The organism is Dactylosporangium darangshiense (genome assembly GCF_039537565.1).
In the GTDB taxonomy this organism is placed as follows: Bacteria; Actinomycetota; Actinomycetes; order Mycobacteriales; family Micromonosporaceae; genus Dactylosporangium; species Dactylosporangium darangshiense.
The window spans coordinates 1-13780 of the sequence record NZ_BAABAT010000042.1 but is presented as its reverse complement, the minus strand read 5'-3'; the positions used below and the strand labels follow the sequence as shown (position 1 = coordinate 13780).

Here is a 13780-nt window from a genome sequence, read left to right as displayed (position 1 = left end):
AGGCACCCAGATGTCCACCGTGACAGCCCTGCGCCCGGCCCGACGCAACACCGTCTCCAGACGGCTGCTCGCGGGCATCGTCTCCCCGATCCTCTTCCTGGTGGTCAGTTACCTCCAGATGCCGTTCAACCCCGGCCTGGACCTGACCAAGCACGCCTTCAGCTACCTCAGCATCGGCGACACCGGCCCGATCCAGCAGACCAACTTCATCGTCATGGGCCTGCTGAACATCATCGCCGCGACCGGTCTGCGCCAGGTCGTCGGCGGCCGGCTGGGAACCGTCACCGCGATCCTGCTGGCCCTCGACGGGCTCGGCCAGATCATCGCCGGCGTCTTCACCCTCGACCCGTCCAACGGGTTCCCCGAAGGCGCCACGGCCGGCATGCCGGAGGCGGTGAGCACGCACGGCAACCTGCACGGCGTCGGGTTCGGCCTGTCGATGTTCTCCTGGCTCGTCCTGCTGATCCTGCTCGGCAGCGTCCACAAGGCCGCCGGCGACCGCGGCTGGGCGCGACTGAGCATCCTGGCCGCCGTGGCGCTCCTGGTCACCGCGGCGTGCCTGATGCAGCCGTTCGGGACCGTCCTGCTCTACGTCGTGCTGTCCTCGACGTGGCTCTTCATGGCCGCAACCTTCCAGCACCTGCGCTCGCAGAGGCGGACGGGAACTGGTCGGTGAGGAGCAGGATGAAGGCAGATCACCGCCGCGCTCACGCGTCCCCGCCGCCGTAGAGCGCCACCGCGAGGCGGCGGTACTGCTCAAGCGGCAGCCGCTGCCGATCCGGGTCCGGGGAGTCGGTGTCCTCGGTGAGCACCTGCAGGGCGACGTGGTCGGCGCCGGCTTGATGGAATTCGTCGATGCGGCGCAGTACATCGCCGACATCACCTCGAGCGACGACCGCGTCGACCAGGCGATCGCTGCCGCCGCCGGTGAGGTCTTCCTCGGTGAAGCCCATCCTGCGCAGGTTGGTCGAGTATCCGCGCTTGTCGAGATAGAACCGGAGCGCTTGGCGGGCGGTCGCCCGTGCGCCGGCCGGATCAGCCGCAAGGACAACCTTCAGTTCGGGTGCCAGCAGCGGCCCGGCGCCGAGGACGGCCCGCGCTTGCTGGGTGTGCTCCGGCGTGGTCAGAAATGGATGGGCGCCGGCGGAGCGCGCCGCGGCCAGGGCGAGCATTCTCGGCCCGACCGCGGCGAGCACCCTGTCACCGGCCGGCTCGCCCGACGCGTCCAGCTCGTCGAGGTACGCGGCCATCCGATCGTACGGTGAGAGCCGCCACTGGCCGGCTTCGCGGGGCCCGTTGCCGAGGCCCAGCAGCAGCCGATCGGGGTGTGCGGTGGCGAGCCGCCGATATTCTCGTGCGACTGCCGCCGCCGAAGGGTGCGTCCAGATATTCACGATCCCGGTGGCCACGGCGATCCGCCGCGTCGCGGCCAGCAATGCTCCCCCGACCTCCATGATCGTTGGGCCGTTGCCGAGCCAGATCGCGCCGAATCCGAGCTCGTCAACTTCGGCGGCGGTCTCCGGCAGGCGTGCACCCTGCCGGATCCAGAGCCGCAGTGGTACCCAGAGGCCAACCCGCCCCAGGTCGATCGTCATGTCAGCGCCTTGTGCAGCGCCGCGAAGATGCGGTCCTCGTCGGTCTCGCTCGTCCGCCAGTTACTGAAGGCAAGGCGCAGGGCGGGCGTGTTGTCGTACACGGTCGGGGTGGCGAACACCTCGCCGGTCTCGGCGATGGCGCGGACGGCGTCGGCCACGTTTCCGGGTACCGCGAAGCAGACCACGTTGAGCCGGACCGGAGCCAACAGCCGCACGCCAGGAATCGTCGGCAGGCGTTCGCCGAGCCGGCGGGCCGACGCGATGTTGCGTTCGACCATCTCGCGGTGCCCGTCGAGGCCGTACGCCGTGAGGGTGAACCACGCCGCCAGGGCTCGAAGCCGCCGCGAGTTCTCCGGCGTCAGGTGCAGGTAGTCCGGGTTGTCGGTGGGTGCGCCGAGATACGCGGCCGAGTTGGCGAAGACTGCGACTTGCAGATCTCGGTGGCGGGTGAACTGGACCGCGGCGTCGTACGGGACGTTCAACCACTTGTGCAGATCGACGCAGATCGAGTCGGCCTCGGCAAGCCCGTCGAGGAGGCCGGCGTGGTGCGCAGACAGCGCGGCGAAGCCGCCGAAGGCGGCATCCACGTGCAGCCAGAACGGGTACCGCTCCTTGAGTGACGCAATCGCCCGCAGGTCGTCGAAGTCCACGGTATTGACCGTGCCCGCGTTGGCGATCACGATCGCCGAGCGCCCGTCGAGCGCGTCGAGCGCCTCGGCGAGACGCCCGACGTCGACTGCTTCCCGGCCGGCCTGCACGGGCACCAGCTGGAGCCGGTCCCGCCCGATCCCCAGCATGGACAGCGATTTGACGATGCTGGAATGGGGTGTACCGGAGAACAGATGGATGTCCCCGAGGGCCTGGACACCGGCCTGGGCCACCGAGACGCCTCGGCGCCGGCCGAGCCACTCCCGGGCGATCGCCAGACCGACGAAGTTGGACATCGTGGCGCCCGTGACGAACGCCCCGGTGTGCTCGTCGGTCAGGCCGAACGCCTGCCGCAACCAGCCGACGGTCTCCCGTTCGAGGTCGGCGGCGCAGGAATCGCCGGCGGACGCCGCATTCTGGTCGAACGTGCTGGTCAGCCAGTCACCGGCGAGCGCGGCCGGGGTAGCGCCACCGGTGACGAATCCGAGGTACCGCGGGCCCGCGCTTCCCGAGAAGCCCGGTTCCCAGCGGTCGGCGAAACGGTCGAGAGCGCCGTGCAGGCCGATGCCGGCGCGCGGCAGTGGATCCGGGGGGACCACGGCAGCCTGCCGGGCCACCGGCCGGTTGTCGAGGCCGGCGAGGACCTGCTCGGCGAAGCGTCTGGTCGACTCCAGAAGGTCCGGAAACGCGGCTAGATCGTCTGCGAGGTGCCGATACATGCCGCGCACACTATGCGGGCGGCGGGCCGAAGTCCCGATCCACTTGTGCAGAATTGGACCATGAACGTTGCGTCCCGCCTCGGTGCATGGCGATCGGCCGGCGGTTCGCTGGCGCAGTCCCTCGCGGCGGCGGTCCAGCATGCCGTGCTGGACGGCCAGATCCCGGTCGGCAGTCCGTTGCCGTCCGAGCGCGCGCTGGCCCGGGACATGGACGTCAGCCGGGGCACGATCGTCGCCGCGCTCGCACTGCTGCGCGACGCCGGCTGGATCAGGACCCGGCACGGCAGCGGCAGCGTCGTACGCCTGCCGCCGCGCCTCACCACCCGCACCGCTCCATGGTCACTGGACCACGGCGGCGGCGAGGTCGAACTCGACCTGACCCAGGCCGTGACCGCCGCACCGCACCGGGCCTACCTGGCGGCGGCACGGCGAGCCGTCGACCGTTGCGCGACCCTGCTCCTCGACGCCGGTACGGCGAACGCCGGCCTGCCTCAGCTGCGTGAGCTCCTGGCGGAGCGCTACACCCGGCAAGGCCTTGCCACCCATCCGGGCCAGATCCTGATCACGTCAGGAGCCACCGCGGCGCTGACCCTGCTGGCCGATCACCTGTGCGACCGGCGCCGTCCGATCCTCGTGGAAAGCCCGACCTATCCCGGGGCACTGACCGTCCTGCGCCGGCGCGGTACTCGCCTGATCTCGATCCCCGTCAGTGAAGGGAGCTGGGGGCAGGCGCCAGAGCTCATCGGATCGAGCCGGGCGAGCCTTGCGTACCTGACGCCCGATTTCCACAACCCCACGGGCGCGCTGATGCCGGACGACGTACGCCGGCAGGTCAGCGCGTGCGCGGACCGCCACGACGTGACCGTCGTGGTGGACGAGACCATGCGCGATCTCGACCTCCGAACACCGCCGGTGGACATCCCGCATCTCGCCGGACCGCGGGTGATCACCATCGGTTCGACCAGCAAGGTGATCTGGAGCGGCTTGCGGGTCGGCTGGATCCGAGCATCCGCCGCCCTGGTCCGCGAGCTACTGCTCCATCCCCTCCAGGCACGGCTGTCACCGCCGCCTTTGGAGCAGCTGATCGCACACGACCTGCTCGGGGACCTGGACGGGCTCGTGTCCGAGCGACGAGCCCAGCTGCGTCACCAGCGAGATCACCTGGTAGGTCTGCTCGGAGACCATGGCGGCTGGACCTACACCGTGCCGTCGGGCGGGCTGACCGTCTGGCTGCAGTTGCACAACACCACCGCCGTCGCCGTGGCTGCGCGGGCGAGGCGTCGCGGGCTCGCGCTGACTCCGGGGCCGCAGTTCTCCGCCGACCGTACGCTGACGAACTACCTGCGGGTGCCCTTCACAGCCAGTCCGGAGATTCTCACCCGAGCCGTCGATCTGTTGGTGAGCCCGCCCATCTGAGCGAGCCCGTCAGACGTCAAGGTCGTCACCAACCGACGCCCGGCCCACCTCCCGCATCGTGTATCAAGACCGGGCAGCCGTCGCGGCCGCCTCGCCGCCGTCCGGCGGCGACTCGGCGAGCAGGCGGCGGTGCAGCTCGGTGGTCAGGACGTGGATCTGGCGGGTCAGCTCGGTGTTGGTCTTGAGCTCCAGCTCCTGCTCGTTGAAGTCGTGATCGGCCTTCGCCTGCTGGAACGCCGCCTGGCGGTTCTGGCCGATCATCACGAACGTGGAGAGGAAGATCGCCTCGAGGGACACCACGAGCGTGAGCGTCGGCCAGGGGCTGCGCTCCAGCCACAGCATCCAGACGGCGAAGAGCACGGCGTGGACGTACACGAACGGCATGGAGCCTGCGAAGGCGGTCACCGCGTCGGCGACGCGCAGCTGGAGGCTCGCGGCCGCCTTCGCCTCGTGCGCGACGTTGACCGGATGGCGGGGGCTGGGGATTTGGTCGGCCACAACTCACTCCGGAGGACGGCTGTCGGTGACGCGCATCCTACAAGGTGAGGGCGTCGCGGTACGCCCCCGCTGAGCCTTGGCTACGCGATCCGGCGCTGGTCGGTGGCGGCGTCCGGTTCGGGCGATGCCTCCGCCCCCAGCGCGTCGCGCAGGGCGGCACGCGACGTGATGCCCAGCTTCGGGAAGATCCGGTGCAGGTGACCGCTGACCGTACGGTGGGACAGATACAGCTTCTGGCCGATCTGCTTGTTGGTCAGGCCGCCGGCGGCCAGGGTGGCGATGCGCCGCTCCTGCGTGGTCAGCGCGACCGCCCGGCTGTCGGGCGAGACGGCCTCGGCCACCCCGGCGGCCCGCAGCTCGTTGTGGGCCCGCACCGCCCAGGGCCGGGCACCCAGCCGGTCGAGTGTCTCCAGGGCCGCGCGCAGGTGCAGGCGGGCGCGGGCGGTGTCGCGGGTGCGGCGCAGCCACTGCCCGTAGGCGAGCTGGATCCGGGCCTGCTCGAACGGCCACCGATCGGCGTCGGGCATGGACAGGGCGGCCTCGAACAGCGGGCCGGCCCGGTCGTCCGGTGCAGCCAACGCGGCCGCGCCGAGGGAGCTCATGGCGCGGCGCGGCGACATGTCGGCGGTGCCGGCCCGCTGGGCGGCGGCGACGTGGGCCCTCGCCTCCTCGATGCGGCCCGTGCGCACGGCCGCCTCGACGAAGTCCATGACGGTCCACGAGCTGATCATGCTGGGAGCGAACGCGCCGTCCCGGTTGAGCCGCGTCGCCTGCAGGTAGGCCTCCTCGTAGTCGCCCTGCCCGAGCGCCGTCAGGGCGCGCGCGTACCAGGCGAACGCCTGTGTGTTTCCCAGGCCGCGCGGCGCGGCCCAGCGGCTGACCTCGTCGCTGAGGGCCCGGGCCACCTCCGCCTGGCCGCGGGTGGCGGCGACGAAGGCCAGGTGGACCCGCAGATGGCACTCCAGCAGCTGGTAGCCGAGGGCGGCCGCGAGGTCCAGACCCTGCCGGGCCAGCTCCTCGGCCTCGTCCCACTGCCCGCTGTGATAGGAGTCGCCGCTGAGCACCAGCAACCCGGTGATGGCCGCGCCGACGGCGCCGCAGTCGAGCTCGCGGTCGATCATGCTCCGGCACAGATGCCGGTACTCGCCCAGCGTGTCGGTCCCCATCGCCGCAAAGGCCAGCGGGATGAGCCGCCACGGCGGCGCGTCGGCCGGGAGCGTGTCGAGGGCGCTGAGGAGGCCCTCCCGCACCCGGCGCGGCGCCGGCCCCGTGTCGACGAGCGCGTCGTAGCACAGCCGCACGGCCGTCCTGCCGTCCGGGTCGAACCGGGCCAGCGCGTCCCCCAGGAGCCGCCACAGTTCCTGCCGGCCGCCGAAGATGGAGGCGTTCAGCAGCGAGTAGAGGACGTCCTCGGTCCAGTCGCAGTTGGCGTGGGAGGTGTCGGAGTCCGCGAGCGCCCCGGCCAGCAGCCGGTGTGCGGCATCGACCTGGCCCTGGCCGTACATGAGGTACGCGGCGGTGGCGGAGGCGAAGACCAAGCTGGTCGGGGTCCCCGACGCCTGCCGGGCGTCGTCCGCGCGCCGGGCGTCGGCGAGCAACCGCGTCACGCGGTCCAGCGGGCCGGTCGCGCTGGCGATGTAGGCCGCCTCGATCAGCCTGCGGGACCGGTCGGCGGGATTTGGGCTGAGCTCGCCGGCCCGCACGAGCGGGTCCACCGCGGCGGCCGTGCGCCCGCCGCACGAGATCGACAGGGCCGCCGTTTCCAGCGCCTGGGCCACCGCCTCGTCGGGTCCGGTGGCGGCCTCGGCCAGGTGCCACGCGTGCCGGGCCGGCTCACCGGTCAGGGCCTCGGCCAGCGCCAGGTGCGCCGAGCGGCGTTCTTCCGGTGTGGCCGCGCGCACGATTGCCGAGCGGATCAGCGGATGCCGGAACTCGGGGCGGCCGGCCCGGCCGATCCGGACGAGGCCGGCCAGCGGCGGGGCGCCGAGGTCCGCCCGGATCGCGGGCAGGCCGGCCGCGGGATCCAGCGCGGCCAGCAGCAGTTCCTGCCGGGTGGGTGCGGTCCGGTCGGGCAGCTCGGCGGCGAGGGCGGCTTCGAGCCGCCCGGTCAGGGGCAGGAACTCGGGCAGGGGGTCCTGCCCTCGGCGTTGCCGGTCGCTCAGCCCGGCCGGCAGTTCCACCAGCGCCAGCGGGTTGCCGGCCGCCTCGGCGAGCAGCCGGCGCCGGACCGGCGGGGTCACGTCCGGGTGCCGGGCGTCGAGCAGCGTGGCCGCCGGCTCCGGGGCCAGCGGCTCGATCTCCCGTTCGGCCAGCCGGACGTCGTCCCGGACGCCCTCCAGGAAGCTGCCGGCCAGGGTGCGCTCGGCGGCCAGGAACGCCAGCGGCTCGCCGCCGACACGCCGCGCGGCGAACCCCAGGACGGTCGCGCTGGCGCGGTCGAACCACTGCAGGTCGTCGGCGATGACCAGCAGTGGGCGGTCGGCGGCGGCCGCGCGCAGCAGGGCCAGCACGGCGGTGATCAGCGGCGGGTTGTCCGACGGCAGCGGCGTGAGTTGCAGGACCTCGTCGAGCGCATCCCGGTGCTCGCCGGCGAGCCGATCGACCTGCTCGCGGAGCGGGTCGAGCAGCTGGTGCAGCGCGGAGAAGCCGATCCCGGTCTCGAACGGCGCGCCGGAGGCGCGCAGCACCCGGAGCCCGCGATCCGCGGCCCGCGCCGCGGCGGCGTCCAGCAGCGCGGTCCTGCCCACCCCCGGCTCGCCACGTAGCAGCACGCCGGCGCCGCCGAGCCGGTCGAGCAGCGAGTCGATCAGCTGCAGCTCGGCGCTCCGCCCTACGAGATCCGATATCCGTCGTTGACCCATCGCTGCCCGTTCTGGGAGGTAACCGCGAATTGCGGCCTTTGCCCAGAACAGGCTACCCGGACCGCTTCGGCACCGGCCACGCGCGGCCGAGCGCCGCGCCGAGCCTCGTTCTCATCCGCGGACCGACGGGCACGTGCGCGGCCAGGGCGGGCCCGCCGCGGTTGCCGGCCGTGGCCATCAGCTGGGCGGCAAGCTCCGCGGCGCCCGGGTCTGCGGCAACGGCGATCCGGGTGCCGTCAAGGAGGTGCTCGCCGCCGTGAAGGGCCACCCAGGCCGCCGCCGCGTACGTCTCCTCGATCGCGACGGGGTAGCGAGCTTTCGGGGACAGGCTGTAGTCGACGACGACCACGGCCACGCGGAGGTCGGTCATCAGCCTGGTGGCCAGGCGGCGGACGCGCGCGTCGCCGGACCGCTGCTCGCCGTCGTGGACGTACAGCACGACGGGCAGCGGCTCAGCGGCGTCGACCGGCCGGAACAGGCGCAGCCACGTCTCACCGACGGGGCCGCCGGGGACGGTGAGGTCCACGAAGTCCAGCAGCGCGGCAGTCATCAGCACTCCAGATGGGTGTCGGTACACGAGCGGACACATCGCATCGTCCGCGGCCCCGGGGCTGCGTTGCATGGGTCAGATGACCCGAGCCCGCTCCGGGCGGGTCATCTGACCCATGCGCCGAACCGCCGGCCGCAGCAGGATTCATGCAGAAGCACCGCAACGGTGCGCACCAGAGACAGGAGACCGATCATGCGGATGGTGATGATCGCGGCACCCGGAGCCGGGAAGGGAACCCAGGCCTCCCGGATCGCCACCCACTTCGGCATCCCGCACATCGCCACCGGCAGCCTGCTGCGCAGCCACGTCGAACGCGACACGCGGCTGGGCCGCACCGTCCGCGGCTACATGGACCGCGGGACGCTGGTGCCCGACCGGATCGTGCTGCGAATGGTCCGGCGGGCGCTCACCGAGGCGAAGGCCGCAGGCGTCGGCTATGTGCTCGACGGCTACCCGCGCACGCCGGCGCAGGCCGGGTCGGTGTACCAGGTGGCGGCGGAGCTGGAGATGACCGCCGACGTCGCGCTGCACCTGGAGATCGACGACGAGGAGGCAGTACGCCGCATGCTCTCCCGGTCCGCCGCCGAGCACCGCACCGACGACACCGAGTCCGTGATCCGGCGGCGCCTGGCGCTCTACCACGAGGTGACGCGGCCCGTCCTGGACTGGTACGCGGAGCGGCGCATCCTGCTCTGCGTCGACGGGATGGCCCCGGTCGACGCAGTCACCGCCCGCGTGCTCGAGCTGCTGGAGGTGGTCGAGGCCACCCCGCCGGTCGACCGCGCTCCGAAGATCCCGCTGCCCGCGCTCGTGTAGGACGATCACGGAGACCCACGCGTGCCGGGCTCGCTCAGCCACCGAGTTTCGGCGGAGGTAGCAGTGACGCCGGCATGACCGCGGCGGCAGGTGCGGCCCGGCACGTACGGGTCGAGGACAGCCCGTCGATGCGGTCCAGGCGACGGGTGCAGCGTGGCCGTCCGTGCGGCGGGCGGTTCGCCGAGGGCCCGGGCCACTGCGTCCGAAGGACCCCAGTCGCACGCCCCGAGACCACCCCGGCCGCCCGCAAATGCTGTCACCGGCTCCGGCGACCAGAGCCTGCCCTGCGCCGGCTGCGCCGCCCACTGCCGGCGCGCCGCGCCCGTCCGCCGCGACCCCTGACCGCCCCGAACAACAGGAACAACACCACGGCCCCGATGATCGCGGTGATCCAGGTGCTCAGGTTGAAGAACGTGTCCAGCGTCTGCACCCCGAAGAGCTCTTTCGCCAGGAAGCCGCCCAGGAGGGCACCGACGATCCCGATGACGGTGGCCAGTAGCAGGCCGGTCTTCTTTCCGGTGAGGTTTTCGGCGATGAGGCCGGCGATGGCACCGAGCACGATCCAGGCGATAACGCCCATGACGCTCTCCTTGCTTGCGGGTCGATACCCCAAGCAGGGCGACCCGCACTGCCGGATGCCCCCATCGACTGATCCCTAAACGTCTCTCGCGTCTCCGAACCTGGCCGGTACGCCGGCCGGCAGCTTCATCGAGTCTTTCCTGGGGTGGGGGGAGGCGGTGCCCCGGGTAGGAATCCGCAGGGCACCAGGACAACCGTGCCGGACACGAACCCGCACCGTAGGGCCCACCTGGTGAAGCAGGGTCCGGTCGCGGTGGGTCCGGTGCGCCGCTGTCATCGAGAACCGCGAGGGCTCCCAATGGAAACGTCTGGCGAGTAGTGTGCTCGTAGGTTCCCGTACCCACGTGCGCACCTTGTCGAGCCTGCAACGCCCACGACGTTGGGTTGTTGCCTTCCCGGCCCTGGGCCCAGCCCCTGCCCGCCCACCAAGCAATTCCTGGAAGTAGTTTGGGCTGGAGGAACCATGTCCACCTCATTTTCGCCGTTGACCCCGACGGCGCAGCTCCGCATCGACACGAACTGCTCGTCGCCGGTCACGGTCCGGGTCGCCGCGATCGGAGAGATCGACCTGGCAACCGCGCACGTGCTGCATGAAGAGCTGCTCAGCGCGTTGCACGCGCAGGCTCCCGAACTCCTCGATGTTGACCTTGCAGGGGTCACCTTCATGGACTGCATCGGACTCGGCGTGCTCGTCGCCGTGCGCGCGGCCGCAGCCCAGACGGGATGCCAGCTGCGGGTCGTCAACCCGCAACCCATAGTCCGTCGGGTTCTGGAAATGATCCGGCTGCTCTGCGTCCCTGCCGCCCCGTTCGACGAGCCGCCGCTCGCGCCGACCAGATCCGAAGATCCGTCCCGGATCGGACCCACCACCGCGGCCGCGACGCCGTCACTCGAGCTGCTGGTCGCCGCCTGACCAAAGCTGCCCGCGACCGTGGGAGGTGGACACACCAGGCCATCCCCGTGGCTTTGTCTGGCCGGTGGGGGTCAGGGCGAGATCCTTGATGAACCTTTTTCGCACCCCGACGGCGAGCGCTGCTGACTTCCCTCCAACAGCGTATTGTCGGTCGCGGGGTCGGCGCTCACACGCGGACCCGCCGTCAGCGTTCGCGCTGGTACTTCCTCTCCGCCCGGACCCCGCGGTCAACGACCAGCGACTCCCGGCGCTCCAACAGAGGCGCCGCACCGGCCGGCACACCCGCGGCGTGTCCACAAAGGACGTGCGATCAGCATGACCGTTCTCGCCGCGCCAGCGACGATCATCACGACCATCACCCACGCCGCCGAGCCAACGAGACCGGACGTCAGTCACGGTGGGCATCGTCCACCTGGTTCAAGTGGTTCAGCGTCGCCGGACCGGGAACGTATAGACAACACCCGGCCGCTTCGCGGGACCGACCCGGTCAGCGTCGACGGATACCGGTTGGTGTCCCGGCTCGGATCCGGCGGGATGGCCGACGTCTTCCTGGCCGTGGCGCCCACCGGCCGTCCCGTCGCCCTGAAGCTCCTGCGCGCCGGCGCCGGAGCGCGCGAGGCATGCCGACGCGAATTCCGGCTGGCGTCCATGGTCGGCGCGGCCTGCACCGCACCGACGCTCGGCCACGGCGTGTCGGCGGCCGGCGCGTACCTGGTGACCGCCTACCTTCCCGGCTACCGGTGCGCCACCACATTGGCCGGCCGACCGACGCCGACCGGGCAGTTGTGGAGGTTCGGATCGGCGATGGCGCACACACTCGCAGCGGTCCACGCCCGAGGCGTCGTGCACTGCGACGTGAAGCCGTCGAACCTGCTGGTTCGGGGCCACGACGTGCGGATCATCGACTTCGGTATCGCCCGGTACGTCGGGGAGCGATACGGGGGCGGCGTCGTGCACTGCAGCCGTGGCTGGGCCGCACCGGAACAGCTGTGGATCACGCCGGCGACGCCGGCCGTAGACGTCTTCGCCTGGGGTTGCCTCCTCGCGCAACTGTCCAGCGGCGTCCACCCGTTCGCCGGCCAGAGCGAACAGGAATGGATCCTGCGGATCCGATCGGCGCAACCGGACCTGTTCGGCCTGCCGCCAGGCCTGGATGAGGTGATCCGCGCGACGTTGGCGCGCGACCCGCGGGACCGGCCCACTGCACATGAACTGACCATGATCTGCCGGGCGCACGGTGACGGACACCCCCGACCGGTGCAGCCGCCAAGAACCAAGCCACGACCACACCACGGCGCACTACCCCGAACGCTGCGGCGCTCACGGCGACGGTCCGGCTGACAGCAGGGCTGTCGCCGGTGAACCAGCGCCAACACCCGTCGTGGTCATCCGCCACGACCCGGCAACGCGGCTGAACCCTCAGCCAACCAGTGAACGAGCTCAATGCCTGACGCCCGCGAACCGTGGCGGTTCGAGCAGGGTGACGGTGCGCGGCAGGTCGCCCGGGCGACACCACTGGACTCACCGCGTCCGCCGTCCCGGTCGATCCGCGCGGGACGACCGACACCACTCCGCCGCTGTCCGTCCACTTTGGAGCTGACTGTTCGGTCAGTTGCGTCGCCGCCGTACGGGACGCCGGCATCTCCTACCGGCGACCGCACGTACTCGCGACGTTGCGAACGACGGTTCGTCGGCACGTGTCCGGTCCGCGTTGGGCACAGCGGAACGTGTTGTGGCAACGTCCGGACGGACGCCGCGCCGTCCCACTACGGCCTTGCCGACGAAGCCCGGGCCGTTCAGGACGATGACTCCTTGAGGAGTCGGTTCAGTTGGAGGTCGTCCAGCGCGGTCCACGCCGGTTCATCCGTGTCGGCGAGTCCCTGATCAGTACAGCATGGCGTTGTCGCCGAGGCTGGGCGGCCTTGCCTGGCATTGGCCGGGGCCACCCGCCCGGCATTGTTCCGTCCGTCTTCGGCCGCGTGGAAACGCTCACGAGCGAGATAGCGGACAAGGAGGGTGACGTAGACAGCACCTGCGAGAATGATCACGGCAATCATTGTTGGCTCCAGACGGGGGCGCGTGTCCGGGTCCGGACGGAGCTTCCAGCGAGAATGGCTGGCAATCCGGCCCAGGGGCGCCCCCGAAGATCGGGAGCGCATCGACGATGGGCGACGGCGAGCCACCGGGGGCCGGAGCGACACACATCACCGTACGCGCCTGCGTGCCACACGGCATTACGAGTCGACCTGGCCGCACGCGGTGTCGCCTTCCGGTCGCCGCCCGGCACATCTGCGCCATCGACACAGGGGACCCGTGGTCGCCGCCGCGGACCCCGCTCACGGAATCCTGGACGTCGATGATCTAGTAGTACTGGTCGAGCGTCTGCCGGTGGACCGGCCCGCAGCGGGTCGCCACGGCGGCGACGAGACCCGGTCGCCAGAGATCTTAGGTGCAGACTCCGTCCTACGCCGCCTCCTTGCACTCAGACAGGGAGAGTGCTAAACCGGAGTTAGCACTCATGCTGTGCGAGTGCCAGCCGAAATGGGATGCGCATCGGTCATCGCAGGTCGGTCCACGATGAAGGACCACGCAGATGGCCAAATTGATCGCCTTCGGGGAGGACGCCCGGCGCGGCATGGAGCGCGGTTTGAACCTCCTTGCGGACACGGTTCGGGTGACGCTTGGCCCGCGAGGCCGCAACGTCGTGCTGGACACGAAGTGGGGCGCGCCGACCATTACCAACGATGGTGTGAGCATCGCCAACGAGATCGAGCTCGACGACCCCTACGAGAAGATCGGCGCCGAGCTGGTCAAGGAGGTCGCGAAGAAGACCGACCAAGTCGCCGGCGACGGCACGACGACGGCGACCGTCCTCGCTCAGGCGCTTGTGCGCGAGGGTCTGCGCAACGTGGCTGCGGGTGCCAACCCGATGGCGCTGAAGCGCGGCATCGATGCGGCGGTGGCCTCGGTGATCGAGCAGCTGGCGTCGCTTGCCAGGAATGTGGAGACCAGGGAGCAGATCGCTTCCACGGCCTCGATCTCCGCCGGTGACTCGATCGTCGGCGAGATCATCGCCGAGGCCATGGACAAGGTCGGCAAGGAAGGCGTCATCACCGTCGAGGAGAGCAACACCTTCGGCCTCGAGCTCGAGCTCACCGAGGGCATGCGCTTCGACAAGGGCTACA

The 13780-nt window shown here is 71.0% G+C and carries 13 protein-coding genes; 6 read left to right on the top strand and 7 right to left on the bottom strand.

From position 1 onward, the window contains the following. The first annotated feature begins 10 nt into the window (after nt 1–10). Nucleotides 11–676 carry a DUF998 domain-containing protein gene (locus ABD901_RS45085; protein WP_345137622.1) on the top strand — a complete coding sequence of 222 codons (666 nt, stop codon included), beginning with the start codon at nt 11–13 and terminating at the stop codon, nt 674–676. A 31-nt stretch (nt 677–707) separates the two neighbouring features. Here ABD901_RS45085 and ABD901_RS45080 read toward each other — a convergent pair whose 3' ends face one another. Beyond that, nucleotides 708–1595, bottom strand: a complete 888-nt coding sequence (locus ABD901_RS45080) for a TIGR03620 family F420-dependent LLM class oxidoreductase (protein WP_345137620.1) — start codon at nt 1593–1595, stop codon at nt 708–710. Further along, entirely contained in the window at nt 1592–2962 is a 1371-nt protein-coding gene (locus ABD901_RS45075) for a pyridoxal phosphate-dependent decarboxylase family protein (RefSeq protein ID WP_345137618.1), read from the bottom strand. Before ABD901_RS45075 ends, ABD901_RS45080 begins: the two co-directional genes overlap by 4 nt. 60 nt (nt 2963–3022) lie before the next feature. Between ABD901_RS45075 and ABD901_RS45070 the strand changes: the two genes are divergently transcribed. Continuing rightward, complete coding sequence (locus ABD901_RS45070) at nt 3023–4378, top strand: aminotransferase-like domain-containing protein (protein ID WP_345137616.1); 1356 nt, start codon at nt 3023–3025, stop codon at nt 4376–4378. Between the two features lie 63 nt (nt 4379–4441). Here the strand turns inward: ABD901_RS45070 and ABD901_RS45065 are convergent, their stop codons facing one another. The 3 genes from ABD901_RS45065 to ABD901_RS45055 form a co-directional block, all read right to left on the bottom strand. After that, the gene (locus ABD901_RS45065; RefSeq protein WP_345137614.1) at nt 4442–4876 is read right to left on the bottom strand and encodes a DUF1003 domain-containing protein; all 435 of its coding nucleotides are present in this window, start codon (nt 4874–4876) and stop codon (nt 4442–4444) included. A gap of 80 nt (nt 4877–4956) precedes the next feature. After that, the gene (locus ABD901_RS45060) at nt 4957–7737 is read right to left on the bottom strand and encodes a helix-turn-helix transcriptional regulator (RefSeq protein ID WP_345137612.1); all 2781 of its coding nucleotides are present in this window, start codon (nt 7735–7737) and stop codon (nt 4957–4959) included. A 52-nt stretch (nt 7738–7789) separates the two neighbouring features. Further along, nucleotides 7790–8287 carry an alpha/beta hydrolase gene (locus tag ABD901_RS45055; RefSeq protein WP_345137610.1) on the bottom strand — a complete coding sequence of 166 codons (498 nt, stop codon included), beginning with the start codon at nt 8285–8287 and terminating at the stop codon, nt 7790–7792. 192 nt (nt 8288–8479) lie between these two features. Between ABD901_RS45055 and ABD901_RS45050 the strand changes: the two genes are divergently transcribed. Then, a complete protein-coding gene (locus ABD901_RS45050; RefSeq protein ID WP_345137608.1) occupies nt 8480–9103 on the top strand; it encodes an adenylate kinase in 624 nt (207 codons plus the stop codon). A gap of 256 nt (nt 9104–9359) precedes the next feature. Here the strand turns inward: ABD901_RS45050 and ABD901_RS45045 are convergent, their stop codons facing one another. After that, the gene (locus ABD901_RS45045) at nt 9360–9683 is read right to left on the bottom strand and encodes a GlsB/YeaQ/YmgE family stress response membrane protein (protein ID WP_345137606.1); all 324 of its coding nucleotides are present in this window, start codon (nt 9681–9683) and stop codon (nt 9360–9362) included. 462 nt (nt 9684–10145) lie between these two features. Here ABD901_RS45045 and ABD901_RS45040 point away from each other — a divergent pair, with 462 nt between their 5' ends. Beyond that, nucleotides 10146–10595: an anti-sigma factor antagonist gene (locus ABD901_RS45040; protein WP_345137604.1), complete on the top strand. Its 450-nt coding sequence runs from the start codon at nt 10146–10148 to the stop codon at nt 10593–10595. A 510-nt stretch (nt 10596–11105) separates the two neighbouring features. Continuing rightward, entirely contained in the window at nt 11106–11936 is an 831-nt protein-coding gene (locus tag ABD901_RS45035; protein WP_345137601.1) for a serine/threonine-protein kinase, read from the top strand. 455 nt (nt 11937–12391) lie between these two features. On the opposite strand, the gene ABD901_RS45030 is transcribed toward ABD901_RS45035, so the two are convergent. Continuing rightward, the gene (locus ABD901_RS45030; RefSeq protein WP_345137599.1) at nt 12392–12652 is read right to left on the bottom strand and encodes a hypothetical protein; all 261 of its coding nucleotides are present in this window, start codon (nt 12650–12652) and stop codon (nt 12392–12394) included. A gap of 536 nt (nt 12653–13188) precedes the next feature. On the opposite strand from ABD901_RS45030, the gene ABD901_RS45025 reads away from it, so the two are divergent. Then, nucleotides 13189–13780: TCP-1/cpn60 chaperonin family protein (locus ABD901_RS45025; protein WP_345137596.1), on the top strand; the 592-nt coding region annotated here is incomplete at its 3' end.